The sequence below is a fragment of the Pseudomonas sp. B21-040 genome, assembly GCF_024748695.1.
Classification (GTDB): Bacteria; Pseudomonadota; Gammaproteobacteria; order Pseudomonadales; family Pseudomonadaceae; genus Aquipseudomonas.
Genome location: NZ_CP087176.1, coordinates 4,524,915 through 4,551,027, shown reverse-complemented (window position 1 = coordinate 4,551,027; position 26,113 = coordinate 4,524,915). Strand labels below are relative to the sequence as shown.

26 protein-coding genes and 2 pseudogenes are annotated in these 26,113 nt (G+C 60.9%); 18 read left to right on the top strand and 10 right to left on the bottom strand.

The annotated features are described in order from the left end of the window. Positions 1-8 precede the first annotated feature (8 nt). On the top strand, positions 9-1,001 hold the full coding sequence (locus tag LOY55_RS20835) for a diaminopimelate epimerase (RefSeq protein WP_223522660.1): 993 nt from the start codon (positions 9-11) through the stop codon (positions 999-1,001). A 105-nt stretch (positions 1,002-1,106) separates the two neighbouring features. Here the strand turns inward: LOY55_RS20835 and codA are convergent, their stop codons facing one another. From codA to LOY55_RS20815, 4 genes are all read right to left on the bottom strand, one after another. Continuing rightward, a complete protein-coding gene (gene codA, locus LOY55_RS20830) occupies positions 1,107-2,351 on the bottom strand; it encodes a cytosine deaminase (RefSeq protein WP_223522661.1) in 1,245 nt (414 codons plus the stop codon). 130 nt (positions 2,352-2,481) lie between these two features. Next, the gene (locus tag LOY55_RS20825; protein WP_223522662.1) at positions 2,482-3,306 is read right to left on the bottom strand and encodes an alpha/beta fold hydrolase; all 825 of its coding nucleotides are present in this window, start codon (positions 3,304-3,306) and stop codon (positions 2,482-2,484) included. Positions 3,307-3,422: 116 nt separating this feature from the next. Then, positions 3,423-3,779, bottom strand: coding sequence for a 6-carboxytetrahydropterin synthase QueD (gene queD / locus LOY55_RS20820; RefSeq protein ID WP_077431745.1), 357 nt, complete (start codon positions 3,777-3,779; stop codon positions 3,423-3,425). Positions 3,780-3,863: 84 nt separating this feature from the next. Continuing rightward, the gene (locus LOY55_RS20815) at positions 3,864-4,943 is read right to left on the bottom strand and encodes a patatin-like phospholipase family protein (RefSeq protein ID WP_223522663.1); all 1,080 of its coding nucleotides are present in this window, start codon (positions 4,941-4,943) and stop codon (positions 3,864-3,866) included. A 269-nt stretch (positions 4,944-5,212) separates the two neighbouring features. Here LOY55_RS20815 and LOY55_RS20810 point away from each other — a divergent pair, with 269 nt between their 5' ends. Genes LOY55_RS20810 through LOY55_RS20795 form a run of 4 tightly spaced genes read left to right on the top strand, consistent with a single transcriptional unit; the run spans position 5,213 to position 7,808 of the window. After that, the gene (locus tag LOY55_RS20810; protein ID WP_046032734.1) at positions 5,213-5,521 is read left to right on the top strand and encodes a PepSY domain-containing protein; all 309 of its coding nucleotides are present in this window, start codon (positions 5,213-5,215) and stop codon (positions 5,519-5,521) included. Then, positions 5,521-5,826 (top strand): PepSY domain-containing protein, encoded by a 306-nt coding sequence (locus LOY55_RS20805; RefSeq protein ID WP_046032735.1) that lies wholly within the window; start codon positions 5,521-5,523, stop codon positions 5,824-5,826. Before LOY55_RS20810 ends, LOY55_RS20805 begins: the two co-directional genes overlap by 1 nt. A gap of 3 nt (positions 5,827-5,829) precedes the next feature. Beyond that, entirely contained in the window at positions 5,830-6,498 is a 669-nt protein-coding gene (locus LOY55_RS20800) for a response regulator transcription factor (RefSeq protein WP_046032736.1), read from the top strand. After that, on the top strand, positions 6,495-7,808 hold the full coding sequence (locus LOY55_RS20795) for a sensor histidine kinase (RefSeq protein WP_223522664.1): 1,314 nt from the start codon (positions 6,495-6,497) through the stop codon (positions 7,806-7,808). Before LOY55_RS20800 ends, LOY55_RS20795 begins: the two co-directional genes overlap by 4 nt. A gap of 149 nt (positions 7,809-7,957) precedes the next feature. Here LOY55_RS20795 and LOY55_RS31255 read toward each other — a convergent pair whose 3' ends face one another. After that, positions 7,958-8,713 carry a methyl-accepting chemotaxis protein gene (locus tag LOY55_RS31255; protein WP_371916734.1) on the bottom strand — a complete coding sequence of 252 codons (756 nt, stop codon included), beginning with the start codon at positions 8,711-8,713 and terminating at the stop codon, positions 7,958-7,960. Between the two features lie 102 nt (positions 8,714-8,815). After that, positions 8,816-8,962 (bottom strand): annotated as a pseudogene (locus LOY55_RS31250) (HAMP domain-containing protein); the annotation flags it as partial. 1,538 nt (positions 8,963-10,500) lie between these two features. Here LOY55_RS31250 and LOY55_RS20785 point away from each other — a divergent pair. Next, entirely contained in the window at positions 10,501-11,817 is a 1,317-nt protein-coding gene (locus LOY55_RS20785) for a Na+/H+ antiporter family protein (protein WP_185044997.1), read from the top strand. Between the two features lie 144 nt (positions 11,818-11,961). Continuing rightward, entirely contained in the window at positions 11,962-13,644 is a 1,683-nt protein-coding gene (locus tag LOY55_RS20780; protein WP_046032740.1) for a methyl-accepting chemotaxis protein, read from the top strand. Between the two features lie 163 nt (positions 13,645-13,807). Here LOY55_RS20780 and LOY55_RS20775 read toward each other — a convergent pair whose 3' ends face one another. After that, positions 13,808-14,743, bottom strand: coding sequence for a LysR family transcriptional regulator (locus LOY55_RS20775; RefSeq protein WP_223522501.1), 936 nt, complete (start codon positions 14,741-14,743; stop codon positions 13,808-13,810). Positions 14,744-14,855: 112 nt separating this feature from the next. Here LOY55_RS20775 and LOY55_RS20770 point away from each other — a divergent pair, with 112 nt between their 5' ends. The 3 genes from LOY55_RS20770 to LOY55_RS20760 all read left to right on the top strand — a co-directional run bounded on the left by LOY55_RS20770 (position 14,856) and on the right by LOY55_RS20760 (position 16,036). Further along, positions 14,856-15,341 carry a DMT family transporter gene (locus LOY55_RS20770; RefSeq protein ID WP_223522502.1) on the top strand — a complete coding sequence of 162 codons (486 nt, stop codon included), beginning with the start codon at positions 14,856-14,858 and terminating at the stop codon, positions 15,339-15,341. Beyond that, entirely contained in the window at positions 15,341-15,796 is a 456-nt protein-coding gene (locus LOY55_RS20765; RefSeq protein WP_223522503.1) for a DMT family transporter, read from the top strand. Before LOY55_RS20770 ends, LOY55_RS20765 begins: the two co-directional genes overlap by 1 nt. A gap of 72 nt (positions 15,797-15,868) precedes the next feature. Beyond that, a complete protein-coding gene (locus tag LOY55_RS20760) occupies positions 15,869-16,036 on the top strand; it encodes a metallothionein (protein WP_081744005.1) in 168 nt (55 codons plus the stop codon). Positions 16,037-16,104: 68 nt separating this feature from the next. On the opposite strand, the gene LOY55_RS20755 is transcribed toward LOY55_RS20760, so the two are convergent. Continuing rightward, positions 16,105-16,332, bottom strand: coding sequence for a DUF6555 family protein (locus tag LOY55_RS20755; RefSeq protein ID WP_109787242.1), 228 nt, complete (start codon positions 16,330-16,332; stop codon positions 16,105-16,107). A gap of 145 nt (positions 16,333-16,477) precedes the next feature. Here LOY55_RS20755 and LOY55_RS20750 point away from each other — a divergent pair, with 145 nt between their 5' ends. The 5 genes and pseudogenes from LOY55_RS20750 (at position 16,478) to mnmH (ending at position 20,941) form a co-directional block, all read left to right on the top strand. Continuing rightward, positions 16,478-17,257 carry a helix-turn-helix domain-containing protein gene (locus tag LOY55_RS20750; RefSeq protein WP_177412274.1) on the top strand — a complete coding sequence of 260 codons (780 nt, stop codon included), beginning with the start codon at positions 16,478-16,480 and terminating at the stop codon, positions 17,255-17,257. A 242-nt stretch (positions 17,258-17,499) separates the two neighbouring features. Further along, positions 17,500-17,673, top strand: a complete 174-nt coding sequence (locus LOY55_RS20745; RefSeq protein ID WP_077431753.1) for a DUF1427 family protein — start codon at positions 17,500-17,502, stop codon at positions 17,671-17,673. A gap of 28 nt (positions 17,674-17,701) precedes the next feature. Then, positions 17,702-18,658 (top strand): zinc-binding alcohol dehydrogenase family protein, encoded by a 957-nt coding sequence (locus tag LOY55_RS20740; RefSeq protein ID WP_223522504.1) that lies wholly within the window; start codon positions 17,702-17,704, stop codon positions 18,656-18,658. Positions 18,659-18,804: 146 nt separating this feature from the next. Then, positions 18,805-19,838 (top strand): annotated as a pseudogene (gene selD / locus LOY55_RS20735) (selenide, water dikinase SelD). Further along, entirely contained in the window at positions 19,838-20,941 is a 1,104-nt protein-coding gene (mnmH, locus tag LOY55_RS20730; protein WP_258666569.1) for a tRNA 2-selenouridine(34) synthase MnmH, read from the top strand. Before selD ends, mnmH begins: the two are co-directional and overlap by 1 nt. A gap of 137 nt (positions 20,942-21,078) precedes the next feature. Here the strand turns inward: mnmH and LOY55_RS20725 are convergent, their stop codons facing one another. Next, on the bottom strand, positions 21,079-22,134 hold the full coding sequence (locus LOY55_RS20725) for a permease (protein ID WP_223522506.1): 1,056 nt from the start codon (positions 22,132-22,134) through the stop codon (positions 21,079-21,081). A 91-nt stretch (positions 22,135-22,225) separates the two neighbouring features. After that, on the bottom strand, positions 22,226-22,900 hold the full coding sequence (locus LOY55_RS20720) for a histidine phosphatase family protein (protein ID WP_109786664.1): 675 nt from the start codon (positions 22,898-22,900) through the stop codon (positions 22,226-22,228). Positions 22,901-23,271: 371 nt separating this feature from the next. On the opposite strand from LOY55_RS20720, the gene LOY55_RS20715 reads away from it, so the two are divergent. The 3 genes from LOY55_RS20715 (at position 23,272) to hemB (ending at position 26,109) form a co-directional block, all read left to right on the top strand. After that, positions 23,272-23,979 carry a glutathione S-transferase family protein gene (locus LOY55_RS20715; RefSeq protein WP_109786663.1) on the top strand — a complete coding sequence of 236 codons (708 nt, stop codon included), beginning with the start codon at positions 23,272-23,274 and terminating at the stop codon, positions 23,977-23,979. A 23-nt stretch (positions 23,980-24,002) separates the two neighbouring features. Then, complete coding sequence (locus LOY55_RS20710; protein WP_109786662.1) at positions 24,003-24,845, top strand: PhzF family phenazine biosynthesis protein; 843 nt, start codon at positions 24,003-24,005, stop codon at positions 24,843-24,845. Positions 24,846-25,134: 289 nt separating this feature from the next. After that, positions 25,135-26,109, top strand: coding sequence for a porphobilinogen synthase (gene hemB, locus LOY55_RS20705; protein ID WP_223522507.1), 975 nt, complete (start codon positions 25,135-25,137; stop codon positions 26,107-26,109). Positions 26,110-26,113: the final 4 nt, after the last annotated feature.

The window sequence follows — 26,113 nt, the reverse complement described above, 5'->3', positions numbered from 1 at the left end:
GAGGCGACATGGCGGGGATGTACGATGCGCGAGGCAATATTTATATCGTCGTGGCGCCTGACGCCGTGCGCGCAAGCGGTATCGAATTACCTGAACAGGCCGACCTTGCCGCGCAAACCCGTGAGAAATGGGGACTGGCGGCCATCGAGACGTTCTGCGCCTGGGCGCCCGGTACTCAACCGCCCGGCAGCAAAGATCATCGCAGCGACGGTTTGCTGGTCGGGCCGTTTCAATCGGCGCCACCTTATGACCTGCTGATCGTCAACACCGACGGCACACTGGCCGAACGCAGTGGCAATGGGCTGACGATCTTTTCCCAGTCACTGAGCGAGCAAGGCTTGATGCCGAAGGAGGGTGCCTGCCTGCTGCGGGTTCATCACGACAAGGCTGACGCGGTTTCGCCGGTTGAAACGACCGTCATACCGGCCGAGGTCGAGGGCGTGCACGGGTTCTGGCTGGATTTGGGCAAACCGTCGTTCGGGCCGCAAGCCGTGGGTGCGCAGGGGATTGAAGGCGAGTTGTTGAAGGGGTGTGATGTCAGCCATGTGGCGCCATTGGCCGCGCTCGAACCGGCGTGGAGCCGCAGCCAGTTTGTGCGCATCGGCAATCCTCATTGCGTGACGCTGGTGGCGGACGCTGCCGCGTTGCCGAGTAATGAGCAGATGCGTGAAGCACCGTTGGCGCAAGGACTGCTGCTCATTGCGTATGCCTTGCCGACCGGGGCAGGGGCGCCGTGTCCGGCGGGGGTGAACCTGCAATGGGCGATGCTTGAATCTGAAGGCCGGGTGGTTGCGAGGGTGTTTGAGCGCGGGGAAGGGCCGACGGCGTCATCGGGCACCAGCGCCAGTGCGGTGGCGTGCGCGGCGTGGTCGGTCGGTTGGGTGGCGGCGGGGGCCGTGAGCGTTGTGATGCCTGGGGGCACGGCGCCGATTTTGTTGGAAGAATCAGCAGGGGAATTGACTCGAGTCAGGCTGTTTGGTACGGCGCGGTTGATGGGTTGAATTCAAGATTGCTATCGCGGGCAAGCCACGCTCCCACATTTGGAATGCATTCCACTGTGGGCGCGTGGCTTGCCCGCGATGAGGCCATCAACGTCGACGCAGTTTTCAGCTCAGACCAATGAACTCGACCACGGGCATCGTCCGCTTCATCAGCAACTTGCCCCCGCGAACCGAATACAGCGGCAGGCCCTGACTGCGAATCACCTCATAATCGCTGTCCGCCGACAGCACCAGCAAGTTCGCCGGCCGCCCGGCTTCCAGGCCATAACGATCGCCGAGGTTCATCGCCCTGGCGCTGTTGTCGGTGACCAGGTCCAGTGCGCTTTGCAGGTTGCGATACCCGAGCATATGGCAGATGTGCAGCCCCGCTTCGAGCACCCGCAGGATGTTGCCATTGCCCAGCGGATACCACGGGTCAACGATCGAGTCCTGGCCGAAACACACGTTCATCCCCGCTTCGAGCAACTCGTTGACCCGTGTCACGCCACGGCGTTTCGGAAAGGTGTCGAAGCGTCCTTGCAGGTGAATGCTTTCGGTCGGGCAGGAGACAAAACTGATTCCCGAATGCCCGAGCAGGCGAAACAGCTTGGCGCAGTAAGCGTTGTCGTAAGAGCCCATCGCCGTGGTGTGGCTGGCGGTGACCCGCGAGCCCATGTCGCGACTGCGGGCTTCTTCGGCCAGCACTTCGAGGAAACGTGAATGCGGGTCGTCGGTTTCGTCGCAGTGCACGTCCACCAGGCAGCCGGTGCGTTCAGCCAGGTCCATCAGGAACTTCACTGAGCTGACACCCTGATCGCGGGTGTACTCGAAGTGCGGAATGCCACCGACCACATCGGCGCCCATGCGGATCGCTTCTTCCATCAACTCGCGGCCATTGCGGTAGGACTCGATGCCTTCCTGCGGGAACGCGACGATTTGCATGTCGATCAGGTGACGGCTTTGCTCGCGCACCTCGAGCATGGCCTTGAGCGCGGTGAGTTGCGGGTCGGTGACGTCGACGTGGGTGCGCACATGCTGAATGCCGTGGGCGGCGAGGGTCTGGATGGTTTTTGTGGCGCGGGTCCTGGTGTCTTCCTCGGTGATCGTGACCTTGCGCTCGCCCCAGCACTCGATGCCTTCGAACAGTGTGCCGCTCATGTTCCAGCGCGGCTCGCCGGCGGTCAGGGTGGCGTCGAGGTGAATGTGCGGTTCGACGAAAGGAGGCACCACCAGGTTGCCACCGGCGTCCAGATCGTCGGGCCCCAGGGTCGGGGCTTCGGTCTGGCGGGCAATGGTACGGATCAGGCCGTTTTCCAGGTGCAACTCATGCAGGCCTTCTTGGTTGCGCAGGCGGGCGTTGATGATGTGCATGAGGTGAGTCCTTTGGGTTGATGACTCTAAATTAGCGCGGCAGTGGCGATCCTTGCTAGTGCCGCGTGACGAAACACAACACTGCTCTTGTAGGAGTGAGCCGGCTCACTCCTACAGGGGGATTGTGGGGTCATTGCGCCAGGGGCAAGAATTTCAGCAATGCGGCGACAATCGCTTCCGGCACATCTTCCTGAACCAGATGCCCGGCATTGGGGATCGGGTGAAATTGCGAGCCAGCAATCATCTGGTGCAAGGCCCGTCCTCGCTCGATGGGGATCCACTGGTCATCCTCGCCCCACAGAATCTGCACCGGGCATCGAATGGTCGGGTACAACCCTTCGACCTCGCGGGTATAGCGTTCGTCCATCTGCGCAATCTGCCGGTAAAACGCCGCTTGCCCCGGATCACCCAGCCAGGGTTGCACGTAAGGCGCGAGTTCTTCATCGGTCATGTCGCGTTTGATCGCCCCGCGAATGTAGGCCGGCACGATGGCCTGCTGAATGTAATCGGGTACGCCACTGAACGCCGCTTCATGCTGACGCACATGCTGCACGAACGGCGAACCCCAGGGCGACAGCGCTACCGGGTCGATCAGCGTGAGGCTGCGGTAATCCTTGCCGTTCAACAGATGCGCGCGCAGGGCCGTGGCGCCACCGAAATCGTGGGCCACCACGTCTGGCCGTTCGATTGCCCAGTGATCGAGCAAATGCGCCAACAACTCGTTCTGCACGCCCAGCGACACGTCGCCGTCGATTTTCTCGGATTGGCCATAACCCAGCAGGTCGAAATAATGCACGCGGTGTGTGGCGATGAAGTGCGGGGCGATCCGGTGCCACACATAAGAAGAGAAGGGGGTGCCGTGTACGAACACCAGCGGCGGGCCATCGCCGTGAACGGCGTAGTGAATCCGGTGCCCATTGAAGCGGTATTGGCGGTCCAGCAACCAGTCAGCCATGTGCCTGTCCTCTTGGCGGGTGCGAACCCGAAAAGCATAGGCATAAAAAAACCACCGCTGAGGGTGGTTTGATCATTCACTGACGAAACGCCGTTTCATTGTAGGAGTGAGCCGGGTTACTCGCCGTGATAGATGCAGCCGCTGGTGCACGTCTCGTGGATACGGATCGCGCTCAGTTCCGGCAGCAGGGGCTTCAATTCATTCCAGATGAATTTGGCCAGGACTTCACTGGTCGGGTTTTCCAGACCGGGAATGTCGTTCAGGTAGTTGTGGTCCAGACGCTCGTAGAGTGGCTTGAAGATCGCCTTGATTTCCGAGAAGTCACGGATCCAGCCAGTGTGCGGGTCGATGTCGCCGCTCAAGTGGATCGCCACTTTGAACGAGTGACCGTGCAGGCGACCGCACTTGTGGCCTTCCGGTACGTGAGGCAGGCGGTGGGCGGATTCGAACGTAAACTCTTTGAAGATTTCCACAGTGATTTGAGCTCTGTCAGGTGGCGATCGCCGCGGCGATGTGGGCAGGTGGCGAGTTTAACAGAGCTCTGGGCAAAACACTGACTAAAGGGTCAGCAAGCGCTCGCCGAGGCGACCATTGGCGGCCAGTTCGAGGAACTCATCACCGAGGCGACGGCTTTCATCCATCGCGGCACGCCAGTATTTCTGCCGGCCCGGCGCGTCGCCCATGAAACGCTTGAAATCGTTACGGTCCGGCAGTTTGCCGTAGGGCAAGCGCGCCAGATAATCCTTCGACGGCGCCAGTAGCAGAACATCTTGCAACCGCGCGGGGCAGGCACGGCGCCACGGCAACGTCTTGTCGAACCAGCCGGGAATCACCCGGTCGGTGAAGTGCGGGTACAGCACGATGTCGTTGCCGCTGTAGGGCAGATCAAGGTGGTAATCCAGCAAGCCGCCATCGCGGAACGTCCCCTTGCCGGCCCCTGGCAAATCGCGCACGCCTTCCATCACCATCGGGATCGAGCCCGACGCGAGCAAGGCCTGGCGCAGGTTGCCGGCACTCAATGCGACAAAGCGCGACGGGAAGTCATTCAGTGCATTGACCGGCGGGGCCAGGCGCGGGTCGTGGATGATCAGCCGTTCGAAATGCCGCGACAGCCGCGCGCGAGCACGCAAGTTGTCGGCGATCACTGAGCCGAGCGCCAACCCGAGCCGGCCACGATGATCGTCGGCCAGGCGTCCGTGGCTTTTGACCACCATGATGTTCAGCCGGTAATGGGCGTTGCTCAGGATCGAGGCGTCGCGGCCGTCGAGCAATTCATCGAGCATGCGCCGGGAACTCTGGCTGATCTGCGCCATGGTCACGCCCTTGGCAAAGTTCTGCTCGGTGTACAAGTGACCGAGGCGCCGGATGCCTTCGGCGGCATCCGGCAGGCACGCGCTGGCAAAGCGCCAGGAACCGACCGAGGCGCCAATCAGCGAACGCTCCCGAGGCGCGGCCGGCAGCCATTCGCCAAACAACGCCAGGTCCAGACCTTGAATCCCCAGGGCCTTGGGGCCACCGGCGGCACCCGGCAGCGTGCCGACATCGGCGGCGCTCAAGCCGTTTTCACGGATACGCGCCATGGCACGCGGGCCGGCCTTGAGGGTCAGGGAGGGGAACTTGATGTGGATAGCGGTCATACCGGTCTCGATTGTTGGCAAGCGCAAGATTATAAGCAGTTCAGGCAACACCACCCATCCACTGTGTGCGAGCTTGCTCGCGATTGCGGTCTCAAATTCACCACTGATGGTGACTGATACACCGCTATCGCGAGCAAGCTCGCTCCCACAGGGTTTGTGCAGATCTGCAATTTCGTGGTGTGTTGTTCCAATGATGGCCATTCAGTTTCAATTAAGTTCAGCTCGCTAAGGTGTCCGGTGCTGCAACACATAAAAACCCGGAGACACCCATGAACACCCAGACTGCCCTGTTCTGCGCCTCGATCATCGCCATGACCGCCAGCCTCGCCCACGCTCGCGACCTGGGCCCCGACGAAGCCCTGAGGCTGCGTGACGCTGGTACCATTGTGTCTTTCGAGAAGCTCAACGCCACGGCGCTGGCCAAACACCCCGGTTCGACCGTTACCCAGACCGAACTGGAAGACGCGTATGGCAAGTACATTTATCAGGTTGAGCTGCGCGACCCACAGGGCATCGAGTGGGAACTGGAATTAGACGCTGTCAGTGGGCAGGTTCTCAAGGATCATCAGGATACGTAATGAAGGTGTTTTCATTTTCACGCATGGCGCTGGTGCTTCTGGCGTTTTGTTCGGTGGCCCTGGCCCGCGACCTTGATCAGGACGAAGCCCTGCGCCTGCGTCAACAGGGTGTGATTCTGCCGCTGGAGCAACTGCTGCAGCAGGCACTGGATCGCTACCCCGGCTCGAAATTGCTGGAAGCCGAGCTTGAAGAAAAACACGACGTCTACATTTATGAAGTCGAACTGCTGACCGCCGAAGGTGTGGTCCGCGAACTGGACATCGACGCCACCACCGGGCGTTTACTCAAAGACAAGGAAGACTGATCGATGCGATTGCTGCTGGTGGAAGACCACGTGCCGCTGGCCGACGAATTACTCGCCGGCCTCATTCGCCAGGGTTACGCCGTGGACTGGCTGGCCGACGGTCGCGATGCGGTGTATCAGGGCAGCAGCGAGCCCTATGACCTGATTATTCTCGACCTCGGCCTGCCCGGTTTGCCGGGGCTTGAGGTGTTGGAGCAATGGCGCACCGGCGGCTTGTCGACGCCGGTGCTGATCCTCACCGCGCGCGGGTCCTGGGCCGAACGCATTGAAGGCCTCAAGGCCGGTGCCGACGATTACCTGACCAAGCCGTTCCACCCTGAAGAACTGCACCTGCGGGTCCAGGCGCTGCTGCGTCGCTCCCACGGTCAGGCCAATCAACCGACGCTCAAGGCCGCCGGGCTGCACCTGGACGAAGGCCGCCAGTGCGTGACTCGCGACGGTGCCGACATTCAGCTCACAGCCGCCGAGTTTCGCCTGCTGCGCTATTTCATGCTGCACCCCGAACAGATCCTTTCCAAAAGCCACCTCGCCGAACACCTCTACGACGGTGAAACCGAGCGCGACTCCAACGTGCTGGAAGTTCACGTCAACCACCTGCGGCGCAAGCTGGGGCGCAGTGTGATCGAAACCCGTCGCGGTCAGGGTTACGTGTTCGGCGGGGCGGCTCAGTGAAGTCGATTCAGCGCAGCTTGAGCCTGGGCCTGATCAGCGTCATGGTCGTTGTCGGCCTGGTGCTGGCTCAAACCAGTTTGTGGTTGTTTGAAATGGGCTTGCAGCGTTACCTCGAAGCGGGGCTGCGCAATGACAGTGAAAACCTGCTGTTGGCGCTGGTACGCGGGCCGCAAGGGTTGCAACTGGAGGAGCGGCACCTGTCGCCAGCCTACCAACGACCGTTTTCCGGGCACTACTTTCGCATCGATTTCGACGATACCCACTGGCGCTCCCGTTCGCTGTGGGATCAGGAACTGCCCATGCTTGAACATCCGGGCATGCACAGCAACTTGCAGCTGGGGCCCGAAGGCCAGCAGTTGCTCGTGTTGCGGTCAGACTATCGGCGCCTTGGCCAATCGATTTCCATCAGCGTCGCTCAGGACTACACCCCGGTGCGCGAGAGTTTCAAGCGCATGCAGCAGGTGGGGCTTGGCCTGGGATTGGCCGGGCTGCTGCTGATTTTGCTGCTGCAACGCTTCACTGTGCGCCGCGCCTTGCGTCCCCTGGAACAGGCCCGCGAACAGATCGCCCAGTTGCAGCAGGGCCAGCGCTCGCAACTGGATGATCAGGTGCCGGTGGAGTTGGAGCCGCTGGTGGCGCAGATCAACCATTTGCTCGCGCACACCGAAGACAGCCTCAAGCGTTCGCGCAACGCCTTGGGCAACCTCGGTCACGCCTTGAAAACCCCGCTGGCGGTGTTGTTGAGCCTGGCGTCCAGCGACAAACTCGACGCTCATCCAGCGTTGCGCAAGCTCCTCAAGGAGCAGTTGGAACAGGTGCAGCAACGCCTAAATCGCGAACTCAACCGCGCCCGATTGGCTGGCGACGCGCTGCCGGGGGCATTGTTTGATTGCGATGAAGAACTGCCGGGGTTGTTGGCGACACTGAACATGATTCATGGCGAGCACCTGGCGCTCAGCTACCGCGCGCCGACGGGTTTGCAGCTGCCGCGGGATCGTGAGGACCTGCTCGAACTGCTCGGTAACCTGCTGGACAACGCCTGTAAATGGGCGGATGCCGAGGTTCGCTTGAGTGTGGCCGAGACGCCGGGAGGGTTTGAACTGAGCGTCGAAGATGACGGGCCGGGGATTCCCGAAGACCAGCGCGAGCAGGTGCTCAATCGCGGCACGCGACTGGATGAACAAACGGATGGCCACGGGTTGGGGCTGGGGATTGTGCGCGACATCGTCGACACGTGGGGCGGGGTGATGCGATTGGAGGAGAGCGAGTGGGGCGGGTTGAAAGTGGTGATCGAGTTACCTCGGCACTGATCGTTCCCACGCTCCGCGACGTTGATCGTTCCCACGCTCTGCGTGGGAATGCATCCCGTGACGCTCTGCGTCACATCCCACAGCGGAACGCGGAGCGTCCCAGGCGGCATTCCCACGCAGAGCGTGGGAACGATCATGAGGGGCGGATCTCAGACGCGGAACTGATCCATCAAGCTCTGCTGCTGATTCGCCAGGCTGTTCAGCGATTGGCTCACCCGTGCCGATTCGTTGGCCTGCCCCGACAACGATTCCGTCACGTCCCGAATGGTCGCCACGTTGTTGTTGATCTCCTCGGCCACCGCGCTCTGCTCTTCCGCTGCCGACGCAATCTGCAGGTTCATGTCGCTGATCACCGTCACCGCATCACCAATCTGGCGCAGCGCGGTCACCGCCTGGCTGACTTGATCGACACTGCCCTGGGCCTGGCGATGGCTGTTGTTCATCGAACCGACCACGTCCTGGGTGCCGCTCTGCAATTGCTCGATCACCAGGCGGGTTTCTTCGACCGACTCTTGCGTGCGTCGCGCCAGGTTGCGCACTTCATCGGCGACCACGGCAAAACCGCGCCCGGCTTCACCCGCACGGGCAGCTTCGATGGCGGCATTGAGGGCCAGCAGGTTGGTCTGCTCGGCAATCGCGCGAATCACTTCCAGTACCGAACCGATTTTCTCGCTGTTCGCCGCCAGACCCTCGACTTGCACCATGGCGGCGCTCATGTCGGCGGCCAGACGGTCGATGCTGGTGGTGGTCTGGTCGATCACGGTCAACCCGCGACGGGTCGCCTGGTCCGCATCTTTGGCGGCTTGTGCCGCTTGCGCGGCGCTGCGGGCAACGTCCTGGGCGGTGGCGCTCATTTCGTGGGACGCGGTGGCGACCTGATCGACCTGGCGGTATTGCTGCTCCATGCCGGCGCTGGTCTGGGTGGCAATGGCCGATGATTGGTCTGCGGTGCTGCGTGCGTCCTGCACCGAGCGTTTTACCTCGGCAATGATCGGTTGCAGCTTGTCGAGAAAACGGTTGAACCAGCCGGCCAACTGGCCCAACTCATCCTTTTTGTCGTAGGCCAGGCGCCGGGTCAGGTCACCTTCGCCGCTGGCGATGTCTTCGAGCATGTGCGCCACGCCGAGGATCGGATTGGTCACGCTGCGGGCCATCAGCCACACCAGCATCAGGCCAATCAACGCGGCCAGCACGCCGAGGCTGAGCTCAATCAGGGTGCCGGAGGTGTTGCTTTCATCGAGTTGTTTTTTCAGCGCTTCGGCTCGGCCGACCAGGACTTTTTCCGGCACGTCCAGCAGCACGCCCCAGGATTTACCCCCGGGAATCGGCTGGAATGGCGACAACACTTTCAACTGATGATCGTTGTGCAGGCTTTCGGTTTTGCTGCTGCTGGCAAGCATGCGAATCAGCTCGGCACCATTGGCTTTGTCCACGGTGTCCAGGCGCTGGCTGAGTTTGCTGGCGTCGGCGCTGTAGCCGGCGAGCAAACCGACCGGGCTGAGGATGCTGACATTGGTCTGGCCATCGTAGAGCTTTTTGCTCGCGCCCTGACTCATGGCTTGCAGGCTGTTGAGGTTGATGTCCACCGACAGCGAGGCGATGACCTTGCCGTTGACCATCAACGGGAAAACGATGCTGGTCATCAGCACGTTCTGGCCGTCGATCACGTAGAAGTACGGTTCGATCACGCACGGCTTGAGCGAGGTGCGCGGGCAGGTGAACCAGGCGTTGGCCGGTTCGCCGCTGGGGCCGGTGCTGGTGTCGGCCATGTCACTTTCCGGCAATGCCATGGAGGTGACCTTGCCCGGTGTCGGTTGCGACCAGTACAGGGCAAAACGGCCCTTGTCGTTGCTGCCCAGTTCCGCCTGACCGGTGAACAGTTCGTCCTTGCCGTCCAGTGCGTTGGCTTCGAACACCAGCGACAGGCCGAGCAGTTCCGGGTTGGCTTGCAGCGCCGACTTGACCTGGCGAGTCAGGTCTTCACGCAGGTCGAAGGCGTCCAGAAAACGCTTTTCTGCCTGATCGCGCAGGAACAACACCTGACGCGAGAAGCCGTGGCCATATTGATAGGCATCCATGAACTGCTGACGAATCAGCAGCGCCTGGTTTTCACCCTGGGATTCGATCCGTGCCTGGGCGGCTTCGGTGAGCATCTCCATGCTTGAGGCTTTCACCATCTCGGAGCTGTGCTCCATGCGATACAGCGAAAGACCCACCAACAGGGTCACGATGCCGGCCAGGCAGAGCCCGGCCAACAGGGTGATTTTCCATTGAATGGAAAGTTGTCTTAGCGACATGGAGACGTCCTTTATTCGATAAATATCTGAGACTTTGCACTGTAGCGGCCGTGATTTGGCTTTCTTTATCCATGCGCTCAAATAAGAAACGAAACAAAACTTGTAGCAGCTGGCGAAGCCTGCGTCGGCCGGTCCGCGCTCGGGCGTAGCAGCCGTAAACCCTGTGATCTCGGTTCATTTGATTCACCGCGCTGCCTGATTTCACGACTGCTGCGCCCGAGCGCGGACCGGCCGACGCAGCCTTCGGCAGCTGCTACAGGGACGGTGTTCACTTTGACAAGGCGCCGGTGCTGCGGCACAGTGCGCGCCCTCTAATAAAACCCATTCTTAACTTCGCTGGCGGCTCTTCGCAGACTGCCGGCTGAGCTCATTTCGCTTGCCCAGAGGTAACGATGATTAATGCTGTAATTGCCGCGGTCGGCATCATGCTGATCCTCAGTCTGTCGCGCGTGCACGTGGTCATCGCGCTGATCGTCGGCGCGCTGGTGGGTGGTTTGACCGGCGGCCTGGGCATCGACGCCACGCTCAAAGCCTTTAATAGTGGCCTCGGTGGCGGCGCAACAGTCGCGTTGTCGTATGCCTTGCTCGGTGCGTTCGCGGTGGCGATTGCCAAGTCCGGCATGGCCCACGCCCTGGCGGACAAGGCCCTGGCGATGGTTGATCGCCAGCACGCCAGCGGTGGGGGGCAAGTCAAGTGGCTGCTGATCGGTTTGCTGTGGGTGGTGGCCATCGCCTCGCAAAACATTCTGCCGATACATATCGCGTTTATCCCGTTGCTGGTGCCGCCGCTTTTATATGTGCTGACCAAGCTGCAACTGGATCGCCGGTTGATTGCCTGCGTCATGACCTTCGGTTTGATCACCCCGTACATGTTCCTGCCGGTGGGCTTCGGCAACATCTTCCTCAACGAGATTCTGCTGGCCAACGTCGCCCGCAGCGGCGTGGACATCAGCGGCATCAACGTCACCCACGCCATGGGTATTCCGGCACTGGGCATGGTGTTCGGCCTGGCGGTGGCGTTTTTCAGCTATCGCAAGAAACGCGTCTACGACCTGGAGAAAATCGAGCAAGTCGAACAGGTCGCGGTGCAATACAACCCGCTGAGCCTGATGGTCGCGGGCGTCGCCATCGTGGCGGCCTTCATTATTCAGTTGCTGCTGGACTCGATGATCATCGGCGCGCTGGCCGGGTTCCTGATTTTCTCGGTGTCGGGCATTGTGAAATGGCGTGAAACCGACGACCTGTTCACCGAAGGCATGAAGATGATGGCGATGATCGGCTTCATCATGATCGCCGCGTCCGGGTTCGCCGAAGTAATGAAAGCCACCGGTCAGGTGCAGACGCTGGTGGAATCGTCGGCCTCGTGGATCAACCACAGCAAAGGCATTGGCGCACTGTTGATGCTGTTGGTGGGGTTGCTGGTGACCATGGGCATTGGTTCGTCGTTCTCCACCGTGCCGATCCTGGCGGCGATTTTCGTGCCGTTGTGCGTGCAACTGGGTTTCAGCCCGTTGGCGATCGTGTGCATCGTCGGCACGGCCGGCGCCCTGGGTGATGCCGGTTCGCCGGCCTCCGACTCGACCCTGGGCCCGACCTCGGGTTTGAACATTGACGGCCAGCACCATCACATCTGGGACACCGTGGTCCCGACCTTCCTGCACTACAACCTGCCGCTGCTGGCGTTCGGCTGGGTGGCGGCGATGATTCTCTAACCTGGCCCACCCTGTAGGAGCACGGCTTGCCGGCGATGGCGTCCTTGAAATCGCCATCGCCGGCAAGCCGTGCTCCTACAGTTTTTTGTTGGCGTGCCGTTAAAGCCTTTAACCACGCCAACAAAACCAAAAGAGTGAACCGTCATGCGCATGAGCCTGAAGGCTAAAGTCCTGTCCCTTGCCGTTCTCCCGGTGTTGCTCTTTGCCTTGGTTATCAGCCTGACCACGCTTTTCGTCCTCCAGGAACAGGCGCACAAGGAAGTCGAAGAAACCCGTCAGCGCCTGCTCAACGATGCCAAGGCCACGCTGCAAAGCTACGTTGCCGTGGCCATGACCACGATCAAACCGCTCTACGACGCGGCCGCCCCCGGTGATGATGCCGCGCGCGCGCAGGTGATCAAGTTGCTGTCGAGCATCACCTACGGCAAGGAAGGCTACTTCTTCGGCTACGACTCCAACACAGTGCGCCTGTTCAAGGCCAACAGCCCCGAAGGCGTGGGCCAGAGCTTCAAGGACAACCGCGACCCGAACGGCGTCTACGTCAACCGCGACCTGGTGAAAGTCGCCAAGGACGGTACTCACTACCTGCAATACAGCTCACCGCTGCCCGGCAACACCCAGGTGCTGGTGCCTAAACTCGGCTACACCGAATACCTGTCGAAGTGGGACATGGCGGTGGGCACGTCGGTCAACCTCGATGGCATCGAAGCGCAAGTCGCGCTGGTGGAGGCCAAGGTCCAGGAACGCATGGAAGGCGTGGTGCTGAGCATTGTCGGGATTGCCGCGGTGCTGCTGTTGGTGATTGCGGCGGTCGGCCTGCTGCTGGCCAACACCATTCTGCGTCCACTGAACCTGATGAAAGCCAACCTCGATGACATCGCGGCGGGCGAGGGCGACCTGACGCGCCGCTTGTCCATCACCAGCCAGGATGAACTCGGTGAACTGGCTGGCTCGTTCAACCGTTTTGTCGACAAAATCCACAGTCTGGTGCGCCAGATCACCGAAATGACCTCGCAACTGACCGGTCTGGTGAATCAGGTCTCCGACCAGGCCCAGCGTTCGGACCAGGCCATGGAACGTCAGCGCCATGAGACCGATCAGGTTGCGACGGCGATCAACGAAATGTCGGCGGCGGCTCAGGAAGTGGCCAAAAGTGCACAAAACGCAGCCGTGGCTGCACAGCAAACTGACGAAGAAGGCCAGGCCGCCAAGCGTGTGGTGGCCGGCAGTATCGTGAAGATTCATGCGTTGGTGGACGACATCCGCAGCAGCGGTGTGTCGTTGGACAGCCTGCAAAAAGACGTGTCGTCGATTGTCAGCGTCCTCGGTGTGATCCGTTCGATTGCCGACCAAACCAACTTGCTGGCACTCAACGCCGCCATCGAAGCGGCCCGTGCCGGCGAAGCGGGGCGCGGGTTTGCGGTGGTGGCCGATGAAGTTCGCGCGCTGGCCAGTCGTACGCAAATCAGCACCCAGGAAATCCAGGGCATGATCGACCGCTTGCAGGCCGGGACCCAATCGGCGGTGGAAGCCATGCGCCGTTCCAGCGAAGCCGGCGACGGCACGTCCGCGCAGGCCAACGAGGCGGGCGCCTCACTCGACACCATGGCGCAGTTGATCGGCACCATCAACTCGATGAACGCACAGATCGCCAGCGCCGCTGAAGAACAAACCGCAGTGGCCGAAGAGATCAACCGCAGCGTGCATCAGATCGCGGTCGCCGTGGACAATGTGGCGGATGAAACGCAGCTCGGTGCGCAGACTTCGCGCAGCCTGGCTGACCTCGGCCAGCGCCTTGGCAAACTGGTCGGCCAGTTCCGTATCTGAGCCGTTAAGCATTCTTTGTAGCAGCTGGCGCAGCCTGCGTTCGGCTGCGAAGCAGTCGTAAACCTTGAGTGCGAGGTCTTCCTGAAACACCGCATCGACTGATTTCACGACTGCTGCGCAGCCGAACGCAGGCTGCGCCAGCTGCTATAGATTTATGTTGATGCTACGGTCTGTCCCAATACGGCACAGCCCCAAAGCATTCAACAAAGAAATCAATCACCGTCCGCACCTTCACCGACAACCGTCGGCTGCCCGGCCACAACACCGCAATCTGCTGCGGCTCCAGGCTGTTGGATACCTGAAAGTCCCCCAGCACCGGCACCAGCGTGCCTTCGCGCACTGCCTCGCCAATCAACCATGACGGAAACATCACCAACCCCAACCCTTGTTCGGCGGCTTGAACCAGGGTGTCAGCGTGATTGCCGGTGATCGGCCCTTTGACCGAGTAGGGCGTCCAGTCCTGCTGATCCTTGCGGAAAAACCAGCGTTGCAGGCCTGTCGCGCCTTTGTAGGCCAGGCATTGATACGCTGCGAGGTCTTCAGGGTGTTGCGGTGTGCCGTGGCGTTCTAGGTAGGCCGGGCTGGCGGCGACTTGAAACCGGTGAGGCGCCAGAATGCGCGCCTGCATGCTGGAGTCGTGCAGCGGGCCGATGCGAAACAGCAGGTCGGCACCTTCTTGCAGCGGGTCGATGTAGTGGTCGGTTTGCTGGATATCCAGTTGCAGCTCCGGATAGCGCTCGCACAATTGCCCCAGCCACGGCGTCAGGTGCCGTTGGCCGAAAACCACCGGGGCGTTGATCCGCACCAGCCCGCTAGGTTCGCTTTGCTGTTCTTGCAAGGCTTGCTCGGCTTCTTCCAGTTGCACCAGCACCAGCCGCGCATGATGACCGAGCATGCGCCCGGCTTCGGTGGGCGTTACGGCGCGGGTGTGGCGGTAGAGCAATTGCTGGCTCAGGGCTTGTTCCATTAGCTGGATCTGCCGGGAAATCGAAGAGGGCGCCAGGCCTTCGCGCCGCGCCACTTCGGAAAAACTGCCATGGTCGAGCACCGCGACAAACAGCCGAAGTGCCTTGAATCCGAGGTCGTTGAGGCCGTGCATGATTCGTCCTGCTGTGCGAGTTGCGCAAAAGTGTTGTCAGGCTACTCCCATTTATCGCAAAGCACTGCCACCGGATAATGCCGGCCATTGTTTCTACAGGCAGGTTTCCCTTATGCAAGCGTCTTCAATCAACACTGCGGTCACACCCGCGACCAAACCAGGGCTGCGGCTATTGCTGTTGCCGCTGGTGATCCTCGCCGGCATGGGCCTTTCCGTGGAGGCCGGGTTGCTCGGGCCGCTCGGGGTTCAGGTCGGGCATTTGTGGGCGACATTGAGCATTTTCGGAGTCGGCTCGGCGATTCTGTTTTTGCTGCTGTTGTTCAGCGGCCCGCAACAAGGTCCGGCGTTGAACACCTTGCCGCGCTGGCAGTTGATCGGCGGCTTTCTCGGGCCGATTTATGTGGTGGTGCTGACCCTGGCCACGCCGCACATCGGCATTGCAATGACCATGATCGCGATCCTCTGCGGGCAGGTCGGCAAAAGCGTACTGATCGACCACTTTGGCTGGTTCGGCGCCAGCCGCAAAAAGGTCAACGGTGAACGCTGGCTGGCGTTGCTGTTGATTGTCTTGGCACTTGTTCTGATCGCTCGGGGTTGATGATGAATCTGATTATTTTGTTGGCCGTAATCGTGGCGGCCGGTGCGGTGTTGAGTGTGCAGGCGGCGATCAATGGCCGTCTGGGCGAAACGGTTGGCGTGTTGCGCAGCAGTTTGCTGACCTTCGTGGTGGGGGCGGTGGTTACCGGGCTGCTGATCCTGTTTTTCGAACCGGCGCAGGCCGTGAGCTTGCTGGACGTGCCGAAGTGGCAACTCAGTGGCGCGCTGTTTGGGGTGGTGTACATGATGGTCATGGTCGGCGCGGTGCCAAGGGTCGGTACGGCGGTGGCGACTGTGGCGGTGATTGTCGGGCAACTGGGCATGGGCATGTTGATCGACAATTTCGGCTGGCTGGGTAATCCGGCCATCGACCTGTCGAACAGCCGGATCGTGGCGATGGTGTGTCTGGGACTGGCGTTGGTGTTCATGTATCGCAGCAGCAAGCGGCAGGGCTGACGCAAACTCCTACACTGGTAAGACGGGCCGCGCGTGCGGCACCCCGACGACCACACCAATGGAGTCAGACTCATGATCAGCAGTGACAGTATCTGCGATTGTCCCAAATGCTCGTGCAAGCTGGGCGAGCATCCGATAGCGCGCCACGGTAAACACTATTGCTGCGAAGCCTGCGCCAAGCACCATGAACATGGCGAAGAATGCTCCAGCAAGGGCTGCAAGTGTGCTCACGAGAAATAGTGCTAAAACCTGATCTTGTGGCGCGGGAGCAAGCTCCCTCGCCGCAGGTATTCAATCGCTCTTTTTTATTAACTCGCTGGCCGCCAGGTCACGTTCTCGACGCCGAACTTCTCTGCCATCGGCTTGCTGGTCTTTTGCACCTTCTCCCGGCCGAAACGCGGGATCCGGCCCACCCCGGCGTCGCAGCTCGCCCAATGCCAGGCCTCCGCGTTGTCCATCTTGTCCAGGCGGATGATGAATGACTTGGGGGCGCCATGAAGGGTGTATTCAATGACGAAAAGTTTTGTGTTGTTCATAAAGCCCGTATTCCTCCCGGTGGTAATAGAGGGATCGTCGGTGTCGCGGAAAATTCAGTTGGATTGTCAGGTGGCGGCGACCAGTGGCGACCAGACGTTGGGCTGGTTACCATGCAATGTCTCAATACCCCAATGAATGCTGCCCATGGCCCTTGCTGCGCCCCCCGACCTGAGTGATACCGATGTGCCCGTGCAACCACTGGCACGGACCTATCCGCGCGGCTTGTTCATCGAGCCACACGAGCACGTCTGGGGCCAGTTGCTGTATGCGATGAGCGGGGTGATGTGGGTCGAAACGCCCCATGAAGCGCTGGTCGTGCCGCCGCAACGGGCGGTGTGGCTGCCACCGGGCGTGCCCCATGGGATTCGCGTGGTCTCGGACTTGCAGATGCGTAACATCTACCTGCGACCGTCCCTCGCCGCGACGCTGGACGAAACCGTTCAGGTCATCGAGGTTGGCGGCTTGCTGCGCGAGCTGATCGTCGGGTTGGTGGAGCAGGGCGACAACGGCGCGCCCGAGTATTACGAGGCGCTGGTCGGCCTTGCACTGCTGGAACTCAGGCGCGCCAAGCGCTCCGAGTTGAAAATCCCGATGCCGGATGATTCCGACCGACGCCTGATCAACCTCTGTCAGGCCGTCATGGCCGCGCCATCGCTGGACATCTCTTTTGAACAACACGCCGAAAGCGCCGGTGCCAGCGTGCGCACCCTGGCGCGCTTGTTCAAGGACGGTCTGGGCATGGGGTTCGCCGAGTGGCGGCGACAGGTGCAACTGGCGACAGCCGTGGCCGAGCTGATTCAGGGTGTGCCGGTCAGTGCCATTGCGCGCGAATTGGGCTATTCGCCGAGCAGTTTCAGCGACATGTTCCGCCGGGAACTGGGCATTGCACCCTCACAATTTTCCAGCCATCACCAAACCCTGTAGCAGCTGGCGAAGCCTGCGTCCGGCGGCGAAGCAGTCGTAGAACCTACTAGCACGGTATTACTGACCGACCGCGTTGCCTGATTTTACGGCTGCTTCGCCGCCGGACGCAGGCTTCGCCAGCTGCTACACGTCGTCTTGTATTCGGCATTAGTGCTTTGGCCGGAAAGCAGAAGCACTTGGCCGATGCCCGGTGCAACCTGCCATTAGACTCTGGCCTATCTTAATAGCCCACGGAGTCAGCCATGAGCTACCTCATCTCACTGGCCATTGGTCTGGGCGTCGGTTTGCTCTACGGCGCACTGGATTTTCGTTCCCCCGCACCGCCGGCCATCGCGCTGGTCGGGCTGCTCGGCATGCTGGCCGGTGAAAAGTTGTGGCCCATGGGGCGGCAACTGGTCGCTGGCTGGATCTCCTGAACCGTTTATTTATTCGATGGAAACGCTCATGAAAGCATTGCAGTTCGACAAAACCGGCGACCTCTCGGCCCTGCGCTACGTTGACGTGCCCACTCCGGTACCCGGCGCCGATGAAGTGCTGGTGCAGATCAAGGCCGCGGGCCTCAACCCCAGCGACGTGAAGAATGTGCTGGGTCGATTTCCCTACACCACGTTGCCACGGATTCCCGGTCGGGATTTTGCCGGTGTCGTGGTTGAAGGTCCGCAGGCGTTGATTGGTCAGGACGTCTGGGGCACCGGGCGTGAGCTGGGGTTCTTTGCCGATGGCTCCCATGCGCAATTCGTCAAACTGCCGGCCAACGGTGTCGCGCTCAAACCGACCCACCTGAGTTTTGCCCAGGCCGCCAGCCTCGGCGTGCCGTACACCACGGCCTGGGATGCGTTGGAGCGCAGCCTGGTGACGGCGCAAACGCGATTGTTGGTGATCGGCGGCGGCGCGGTGGGCAGCGCGGCGTTGGCGCTGGCCAAGGTGCGCGGAGCTCAGGTGCTGGCGGCGGCGCGGCGACCGGAGCAGGTCAAGGAATTGCAGGCTCAGGGCTATCAAACCCTGCAACTGGATAATCCGGAAAACCTGGGCGCTCAGGTGAACACCGTGTACAGCGGCGGCGCTGACGTGATCTTCGACACCACCGGGTTCTGGCTGCCGGCCTCAGTCCCGGCACTGGCGACGTTCGGCCGCATCGCCATCATCGCCGCACCGGTGGACGGCATGGTGCAATTGCCGGCGCTGGCGCTGTATCGCAAGGGTGGCTCGGTGGTCGGGATCAACTCATTGTTGTACGGGGTTCAGGCGTGCGCGGCGATGCTCGATCAGTTCGGCAAGTTCTTCGATCAGGGGTTGTTGCCATTGCCCGAGGGCTTGTTTGAATCACCGCTGTCCCAAGGCCTGGAGCGGTATTCAGAAGTGAATCAGGGCAGTGGCGACAAAGTGATCCTGTTGCCGTAACGGTGATCGTTCCCACGCTCTGCGTGGGAATGCAGCCCGGGACGCTCCGCGTCTCTAGCTGAACGCGAAGCGTCCGTTGAGGCATTCGGAACGATCACCAGACACAATGCTAGAATCGCTCGCACTGACTTCCCAAGGTGCCTCCCATGAGCGAGCCGATTCGTCTGACCCAATACAGCCACGGCGCAGGTTGCGGCTGCAAGATTTCCCCCAGGTGCTGGAGGTGATTCTGGCCGGCAGCGGGGCGCAGAACCTGGACCCGAAACTCTGGGTCGGCAACGCCTCGCGCGATGACGCCGCGGTCTATTCCATCGATGAAGAACGTGGCGTGGTCTCGACCACTGACTTCTTTATGCCCATCGTCGACGACCCGTTCGATTTCGGCCGCATCGCCGCCACCAATGCCATCAGCGACATCTACGCCATGGGGGGCGACCCACTGATGGCGATTGCGATCCTCGGCTGGCCGGTCAATGTGCTGGCGCCGGAGATTGCCCGGGAAGTGATTCGCGGTGGCCGTTCGGTCTGCGATGAAGCCGGGATTCCACTGGCCGGTGGGCACTCCATCGATGCGCCGGAGCCGATCTTCGGCCTGGCCGTGACCGGGCTCGTGGAAAAGCGCCACATGAAGCGCAATGACACGGCCACGGCCGGTTGCCTGCTCTATCTGACCAAGCCGCTGGGCATCGGCATCCTCACCACCGCCGAGAAGAAGGGCAAGTTGCGCCATGCCGACATCGGCCTGGCCCGTGACTGGATGTGCACCCTGAACAAACCCGGCAGCCGTTTCGGCAAGCTCGACGGCGTGACCGCCATGACCGACGTCACCGGGTTTGGCCTGCTGGGGCACCTGGTGGAAATGGCTGACGGCAGCCACCTGACTGCCCGCATCGAATACGACCGCGTGCCGCGCCTGCCAGGGGTTGAGTATTACCTCGACCAAGGCTGCGTACCGGGCGGGACGCTGCGCAACTTCGACAGTTATGCCAGCAAACTGGGGCGGCTTCAGGAAATGCACAAACGCGTGTTGTGTGATCCGCAGACCAGCGGTGGCCTGCTGATTGCGGTCACGCCCGAGGGCAACGAACAGTTCCTGGCAGTGGCGGCCGAGCTGGGCCTGAGCCTTGAGCCGATCGGCGAACTGGTTGAGCGACAGACACACGCGGTTGAGGTGTTTTGATGTCGATCGACTTCACCGATTACCGCGACATCTTTCTCAACGACCGGCCGATGATGGATGCCCGCGCGCCGGTGGAGTTCAGCAAGGGTTCATTCCCGGGGGGGGTCAACCTGCCGCTGATGAATGACAGCGAACGCCAGCGCATCGGCACCTGTTACAAGCAGCACGGGCAGCAAGCGGCCATTACGCTGGGGCATCAACTGGTGTCCGGCGAGATCAAGGCTGAACGCATCCAGGCCTGGGCCGATTTCGCCCGGGTGCATCCCGAGGGCTATTTGTATTGTTTTCGCGGCGGCTTGCGTTCGCAGATCGTCCAGCAATGGCTCAAGGACGAAGCCGGCATTGACTATCCCCGGGTCGGTGGCGGCTACAAGGCCATGCGCACGTTCCTCCTCGACACGCTCGATCAGGCGGTGACCCAGTGCGATTTCGTCTTGCTGGGCGGCATGACCGGCACCGGCAAGACCGAAGTGCTGACGCAGTTGAGCAACGGGCTGGACCTTGAAGGCCACGCCAATCATCGCGGCTCCAGCTTCGGCAAGCGCGCGACCGGGCAGCCGTCCAACATTGATTTTGAAAACCGTCTGGCGGTGGATGTCCTGAAAAAGCGTGCCCACGGCATCGAGCAGTTTGTGCTGGAAGACGAGAGCCGGGCAGTCGGCAGTTGCGCATTGCCGTTGCCGCTGTATCAGGGCATGCAGCAATTTCCGATGGTCTGGCTGGAAGACAGCCTCGAAGGGCGTGTCGAACGAATATTGCGCGACTACGTGGTGGACCTGTGTGCCGAGTTCATCGGCGTGCATGGCGATGAAGGGTTTGCGTTGTTTTGCGCACGTATGCTGGAAAGCCTCAACAACGTGCAGAAACGCCTGGGTGGCGAACGCCATCGGCGGATGTTGATATTGATGGAAGAAGCCTTGGCCGAGCAGGGCCGAAGCGGTGCAGTGGATTTGCACCGAGGCTGGATTGAAGGGTTGCTTCGTGAGTATTACGACCCGATGTATGCGTTTCAGCGGGAGAAGAAAGGCGCGCGGATCGAGTTTGCTGGGGAGAGGGTAGCGGTACTCGAATACCTGCGCGAGCGAGTCAATCAGCAAGGTTGAGGTTGTATTGACTGGCCCCAATCGCGGGCAAGCCCGCTCCCACATTGAATCTTCAGTGAACACAGATTGTGTGTACTGCCGAGATCCACTGTAGGAGCGAGCCGCTCGCGAAGGCGATCTGACCGGTGTTACAAAACCTAGAGCAACGCCGCCCCGATCAACCCGCTGATCACACCAATTGCCATGGTCATCAGCGCCACGCTCACCAGCACCCGCGCATCGAAATCCTTGCGCAGCATCAGCAGCGACGGCAGGCTGATGCTCGGCAGGGTCATCAGCAATGCCACGGCCGGGGCGGTGCTCATGCCCAACGTCATCATGGTTTGCACGATAGGGATTTCTGCTGCGGTAGGAATCACAAACAACGTACCGATGATTGCCAGCGGCACCAGCCACAGCAGGCCGTTGGCCATGGCCCCGTCAATGTGCGGGAACACCCAGACCCGCACCGCGCCCAGCACCAGGACTGCCAGGATATAGATCGGGATGGTGCTCCAGAACAAACTCCACAGGGTTTTGGCCCAGCGTGTCAGGAATGGTTGGGTATCTTTTTCGCTGACTTCGGCCACTGCCTCGACGGCAGCTTCAGGCAGTGTTTCCGGGCCGCTGATGCGTTGAGCGATCATCGACACCCCGAACACCAGCACAATCCCGGCGACCAATCGCAACGCGGTGAACCCCCAGCCCAGCACGAACCCCATGAACACCAGCGTCGCGGGGTTGAGCACCGGGTTGCCGATCCAGAAGGCCAGCGCTGCGCCGACCGAGACATTCGAGCGACGCATGCTCGCGGCCACCGGGGCGGCGCAGCACGAGCACATCATCCCCGGCAGGGCGAACAGGCCGCCACGCAAGGTTGAAGCGAAGCTGGCGCGACCGAACAGGCGCAGCAGCCAGTCTCGTGGAATCAGGACTTGCAGGAGGGAGCCGAGAATCACGGCCAGCACGGCGGCTTTCCAGATCGCCAGGAAGTACACCTTCGCGTACGTCAGCGCGGCGGCCAGCGGGGCGGTCTGTTCGTCATTGAGGATGGAGGCGCCGATGCTGTGATTGTCAGCGGCGATGAAGGCTTTCAGGTAGTAAGGCGACCACTTGACGTAATAGAGGCCGATACAGGCGACCACGACGAAAAGGGCAGGTTTCCACCAGAACGACCAACCCCGGGCGGGGACAGCTGCGGATGAGAGTGACATGGAGAGAGTCCAGACAAGGGGAAGTTGCATACATGATAGCCCGCCCCTTGGCTGTCGTGGTCTTCACCGGCTGTGGGATGTTGCCGACCGCTTAGGTCGGACAAGTCTGAGACCCGTTATCCAGCCCTTGTTTGTAGCTGTGACTGACGAGGCTGGCCTTGCCGTTTTGCCAGGTCAACGTGAGTACGAACACCGAATCGTAGTCGCTGGACGCCCAGTCTTCGGTGATGCTCTGCTTCTTGCCGACGGCGTCTCCAGCGACCTTGTTGATCAACTCTGGCAAGTAGCCATGGGACCAGGCGGTGTAGATGATGGAGTTGTGGTACTTGTCGTGCAGTAATTCTTCGGCGAGGTCGCTGGTGTCGTTGGCCGAGAATGAGATGTTCACCGGCAAACCGAGCTTGATCGCGCTGGGGCTGATGGTCATCAGTGGACGGATATAGCTGTAGGAGTTGTCCAGTTCACCTTCCTCGACATTGCGCGTCGGGTTGGCGGCAAACACGTAGTTGGCCTTGCCGAACTTTTCCGGCAACAAGGTGGCCAGGTCGATGGCGCGGTTGAGGCCCTGGCAATTGAGTTGGCCCAAACCACCGGCGGGTTTCTCTGCGTGACGCAGGAACACCAGTGTCTGGGTGCCGTCCGCCGGTTGGGCACGACTTTCGCGGGACTCCAGCAACAAAAACACTGCGCTTGCCGCCAGCAGCACCGGCAGAACAATAAACGCACGGTGCTTGAAGCGTTTAGCGAATTTAAAAAGTTTGGTCATTGGTATAAGTGATCTTCAGCGCATTCGGTTAAGGCTGACAAACCTTTACACCACGAGCTCCCAGCTTCGAGTGTTTTCCATGTCGTTGAGTCGGTCCGAGTCCGAAAGGGCATTGCTCAGAGTCCTCCGATGCCCATTTGGTTCGCGTCCGGTGGTTGCGCAGCACTGTATCGACAACCTTGAGCGGGTTGCAGCGAAGGTTATCGACAAGATGTTGCGAATTTGTGGACACCCTACACCTTGAGGCTCGGGCAAAGGCTGAGATCTTTCGATCGTGTTCATCAATGGTTTTGATAACGCGAAAAGATCGCAAGCAACGGGCGCTAATCCTGGATTATGCTCATCCCTTTCTTTAGCGACGGATGTTCCCGATGACCGATTTGTCCGCGTTCCCCATCACCCAAAAATGGCCAGCCCAATACCCCGACTGGATCCAGCTTTACTCCTTGCCGACCCCCAATGGCGTCAAGGTGTCGATCATGCTTGAAGAGATCGGCCTGCCCTATGAACCGCATCGTGTGGGCTTCGACACCAATGATCAGATGTCGCCCGAGTTTCTGTCACTGAGCCCCAACAACAAGATTCCGGCCATCCTCGACCCCCATGGTCCCGGGGACAAACCCCTGCCATTGTTCGAGTCCGGGGCGATTCTGATTTACCTCGCCGACAAGAGCGGGCAACTGCTGGCTCAGGAATCGGCCGCGCGTTACGAGACGATTCAATGGCTGATGTTTCAGATGGGAGGCATCGGGCCGATGTTTGGCCAGCTCGGTTTCTTCAACAAGTTTGCCGGCAAGGACTACGAGGACAAACGACCGCGCGACCGCTACGTCGAGGAAAGTAAACGTTTGTTAAAGGTTTTGGATGGACGCCTTGAAGGGCGTGACTGGATCATGGGCGAGCGCTACACCATCGCCGACATCGCAACGTTCCCGTGGGTGCGCAACCTCATCGGTTTCTACGAAGCGGGCGATCTGGTGGGCATCAAGAATTTTGCGAATGTCACACGCGTGCTGGAGCGTTTCCTGGCGCGGCCGGCCGTCATGCGCGGGCTGGAAATTCCCAAATCGATCCTTTGATTTATTCAAGACCAAGGCAGGCAATGAGTTCATTCGATTTCAAGCAAGTAGATGTCTTCAGCCGCGTCGCCCTCAAGGGCAACCCATTGGCAGTGGTGTTCGGTGCGGACGAACTCAGTGAGGAACGCATGGCCGCGTTCGCGACCTGGACCAACCTCAGTGAAACCACGTTCGTGCTGGAACCGCGCGATCCGCGGGCCGACTATCGGGTGCGGATCTTCACCACCCTGAACGAGTTGCCATTTGCCGGGCATCCGACCCTGGGCACCTGCCATGCGTGGCTTGAGGCCGGTGGCGTGCCCAAGGGCGAGGAGATTATTCAGGAGTGCGGCGTCGGACTGGTGCGTATTCGTCGACAAGGCGCGCAGTTGGCCTTTCTCGCGCCGCCCCTGATTAACGCCGGGCCGGTGGACGCCGAACTGGTGGAGCGCGTGCGACGCGGCCTTGGCCTGGAGGTTGGGGCGATTGTGCGGGCGCAGTGGGTGGATAACGGTGCCGGATGGCTGGCAGTCATGCTCGAAGAGCGCCAACAGGTGCTGGACTTGCAGCCGGATCATTCGCAAATGCTGGGCCTGGCCGTCGGTGTGATTGCGCCGTGCAATCCCGAGCGCGATGGTGATGACGCACAGTTCGAAGTGCGGGCGTTCATCTCGGGTGACGGCATGCCGGAAGACCCCGCCACGGGCAGTCTGAACGCAGGGATTGCGCAATGGTTGCTCGCTGAAGGGCTGGCGCCTGCCTCCTATGTGGTCAGCCAGGGTTTGACGATGGGACGAGCGGGGCGCATCCAGGTGGATCAGGTGGGTGATGAGATCTGGATTGGCGGTGCTGTGGTGACCTGCATTACCGGCACCCTGATGCTTTAACCGCCCTGTAGCAGCTGCCGAGCGTGCGAGGCTGCGTCCGGCTGCGCAGCAGTCGTGGCCCGGTGAACGCGGTTTGACTGAAAGAATTCGGTTGCAGGTTTTGCGACTGCTTCGCAGCCGGACGCAGCCTCGCACGCTCGGCAGCTGCTACGAGGGATGTGTTACAGGCGCGGATTATTGCTGACCCGGTAAGGGTTTTTCCGCTCTTGAGGTTTGTGCCTGGCGCCTTGCAAGGCATAAGCTTCGCTCCCTACGACGTTTATCTTGTCCTCCGTTTTCAGGAATGCCCATGTCCAGTCAGTTCCCCGAAGCACGTCCACGCCGTCTGCGCCGCAATGCGAGCCTGCGCAGCCTGTTCCAGGAAACCGAATTCAGCCTGAACGATCTGGTACTGCCGATTTTCGTCGAGGAAGAAATCGACGACTTCGTGCCGATCAAAAGCATGCCTGGCGTGATGCGCATTCCGGAGTCGAAACTGGCCGGCGAGATCGAGCGCTACGCCCGCGCCGGCATCAAATCCGTGATGACCTTCGGCGTGTCGCATCATCTGGACAGCAGTGGCAGCGACACCTGGAACGACAACGGGCTGGTGTCGCGCATGGCGCGGATCGCCAAGGATGCCGTGCCAGAGATGATCGTGATGTCCGACACCTGCTTCTGCGAATACACCGACCACGGTCATTGCGGCGTGCTGCACAACCACGAAGTCGATAACGACCAGACCCTTATCAACCTCGGCAAGCAAGCCGTGGCCGCCGCGCGGGCTGGCGCCGATGTGATTGCGCCCTCGGCGGCCATGGACGGGCAGGTCCAGGCGATTCGCCGGGCGCTGGATGACGCGGGTTTCAGCCAGACCGCGATCATGGCGTATTCCACCAAATTTGCCTCTGCACTCTACGGCCCGTTTCGTGAAGCCGGCGGCAGCGCGCTCAAGGGCGACCGCAAAAGCTATCAGATGAACCCGATGAACCGCCGCGAAGCGGTGCGCGAATCGCTGATGGACGAACAGGAAGGCGCGGATGCACTGATGGTGAAACCGGCCGGTGCCTACCTGGACATCATCCGCGACATCCGCGAGGTGTCGCGTTTGCCGTTGTCGGCGTACCAGGTCAGTGGCGAGTACGCGATGATCAAATTCGCGGCGCAAGCGGGGGCGATCGATGAGGATCGCGTGGTGCGTGAAAGCCTCGGGGCGATCAAGCGCGCGGGGGCGGATTTGATTTTCACCTACTTCGCGATGGACCTGGCCCTGGCTGGCATCTGAACCC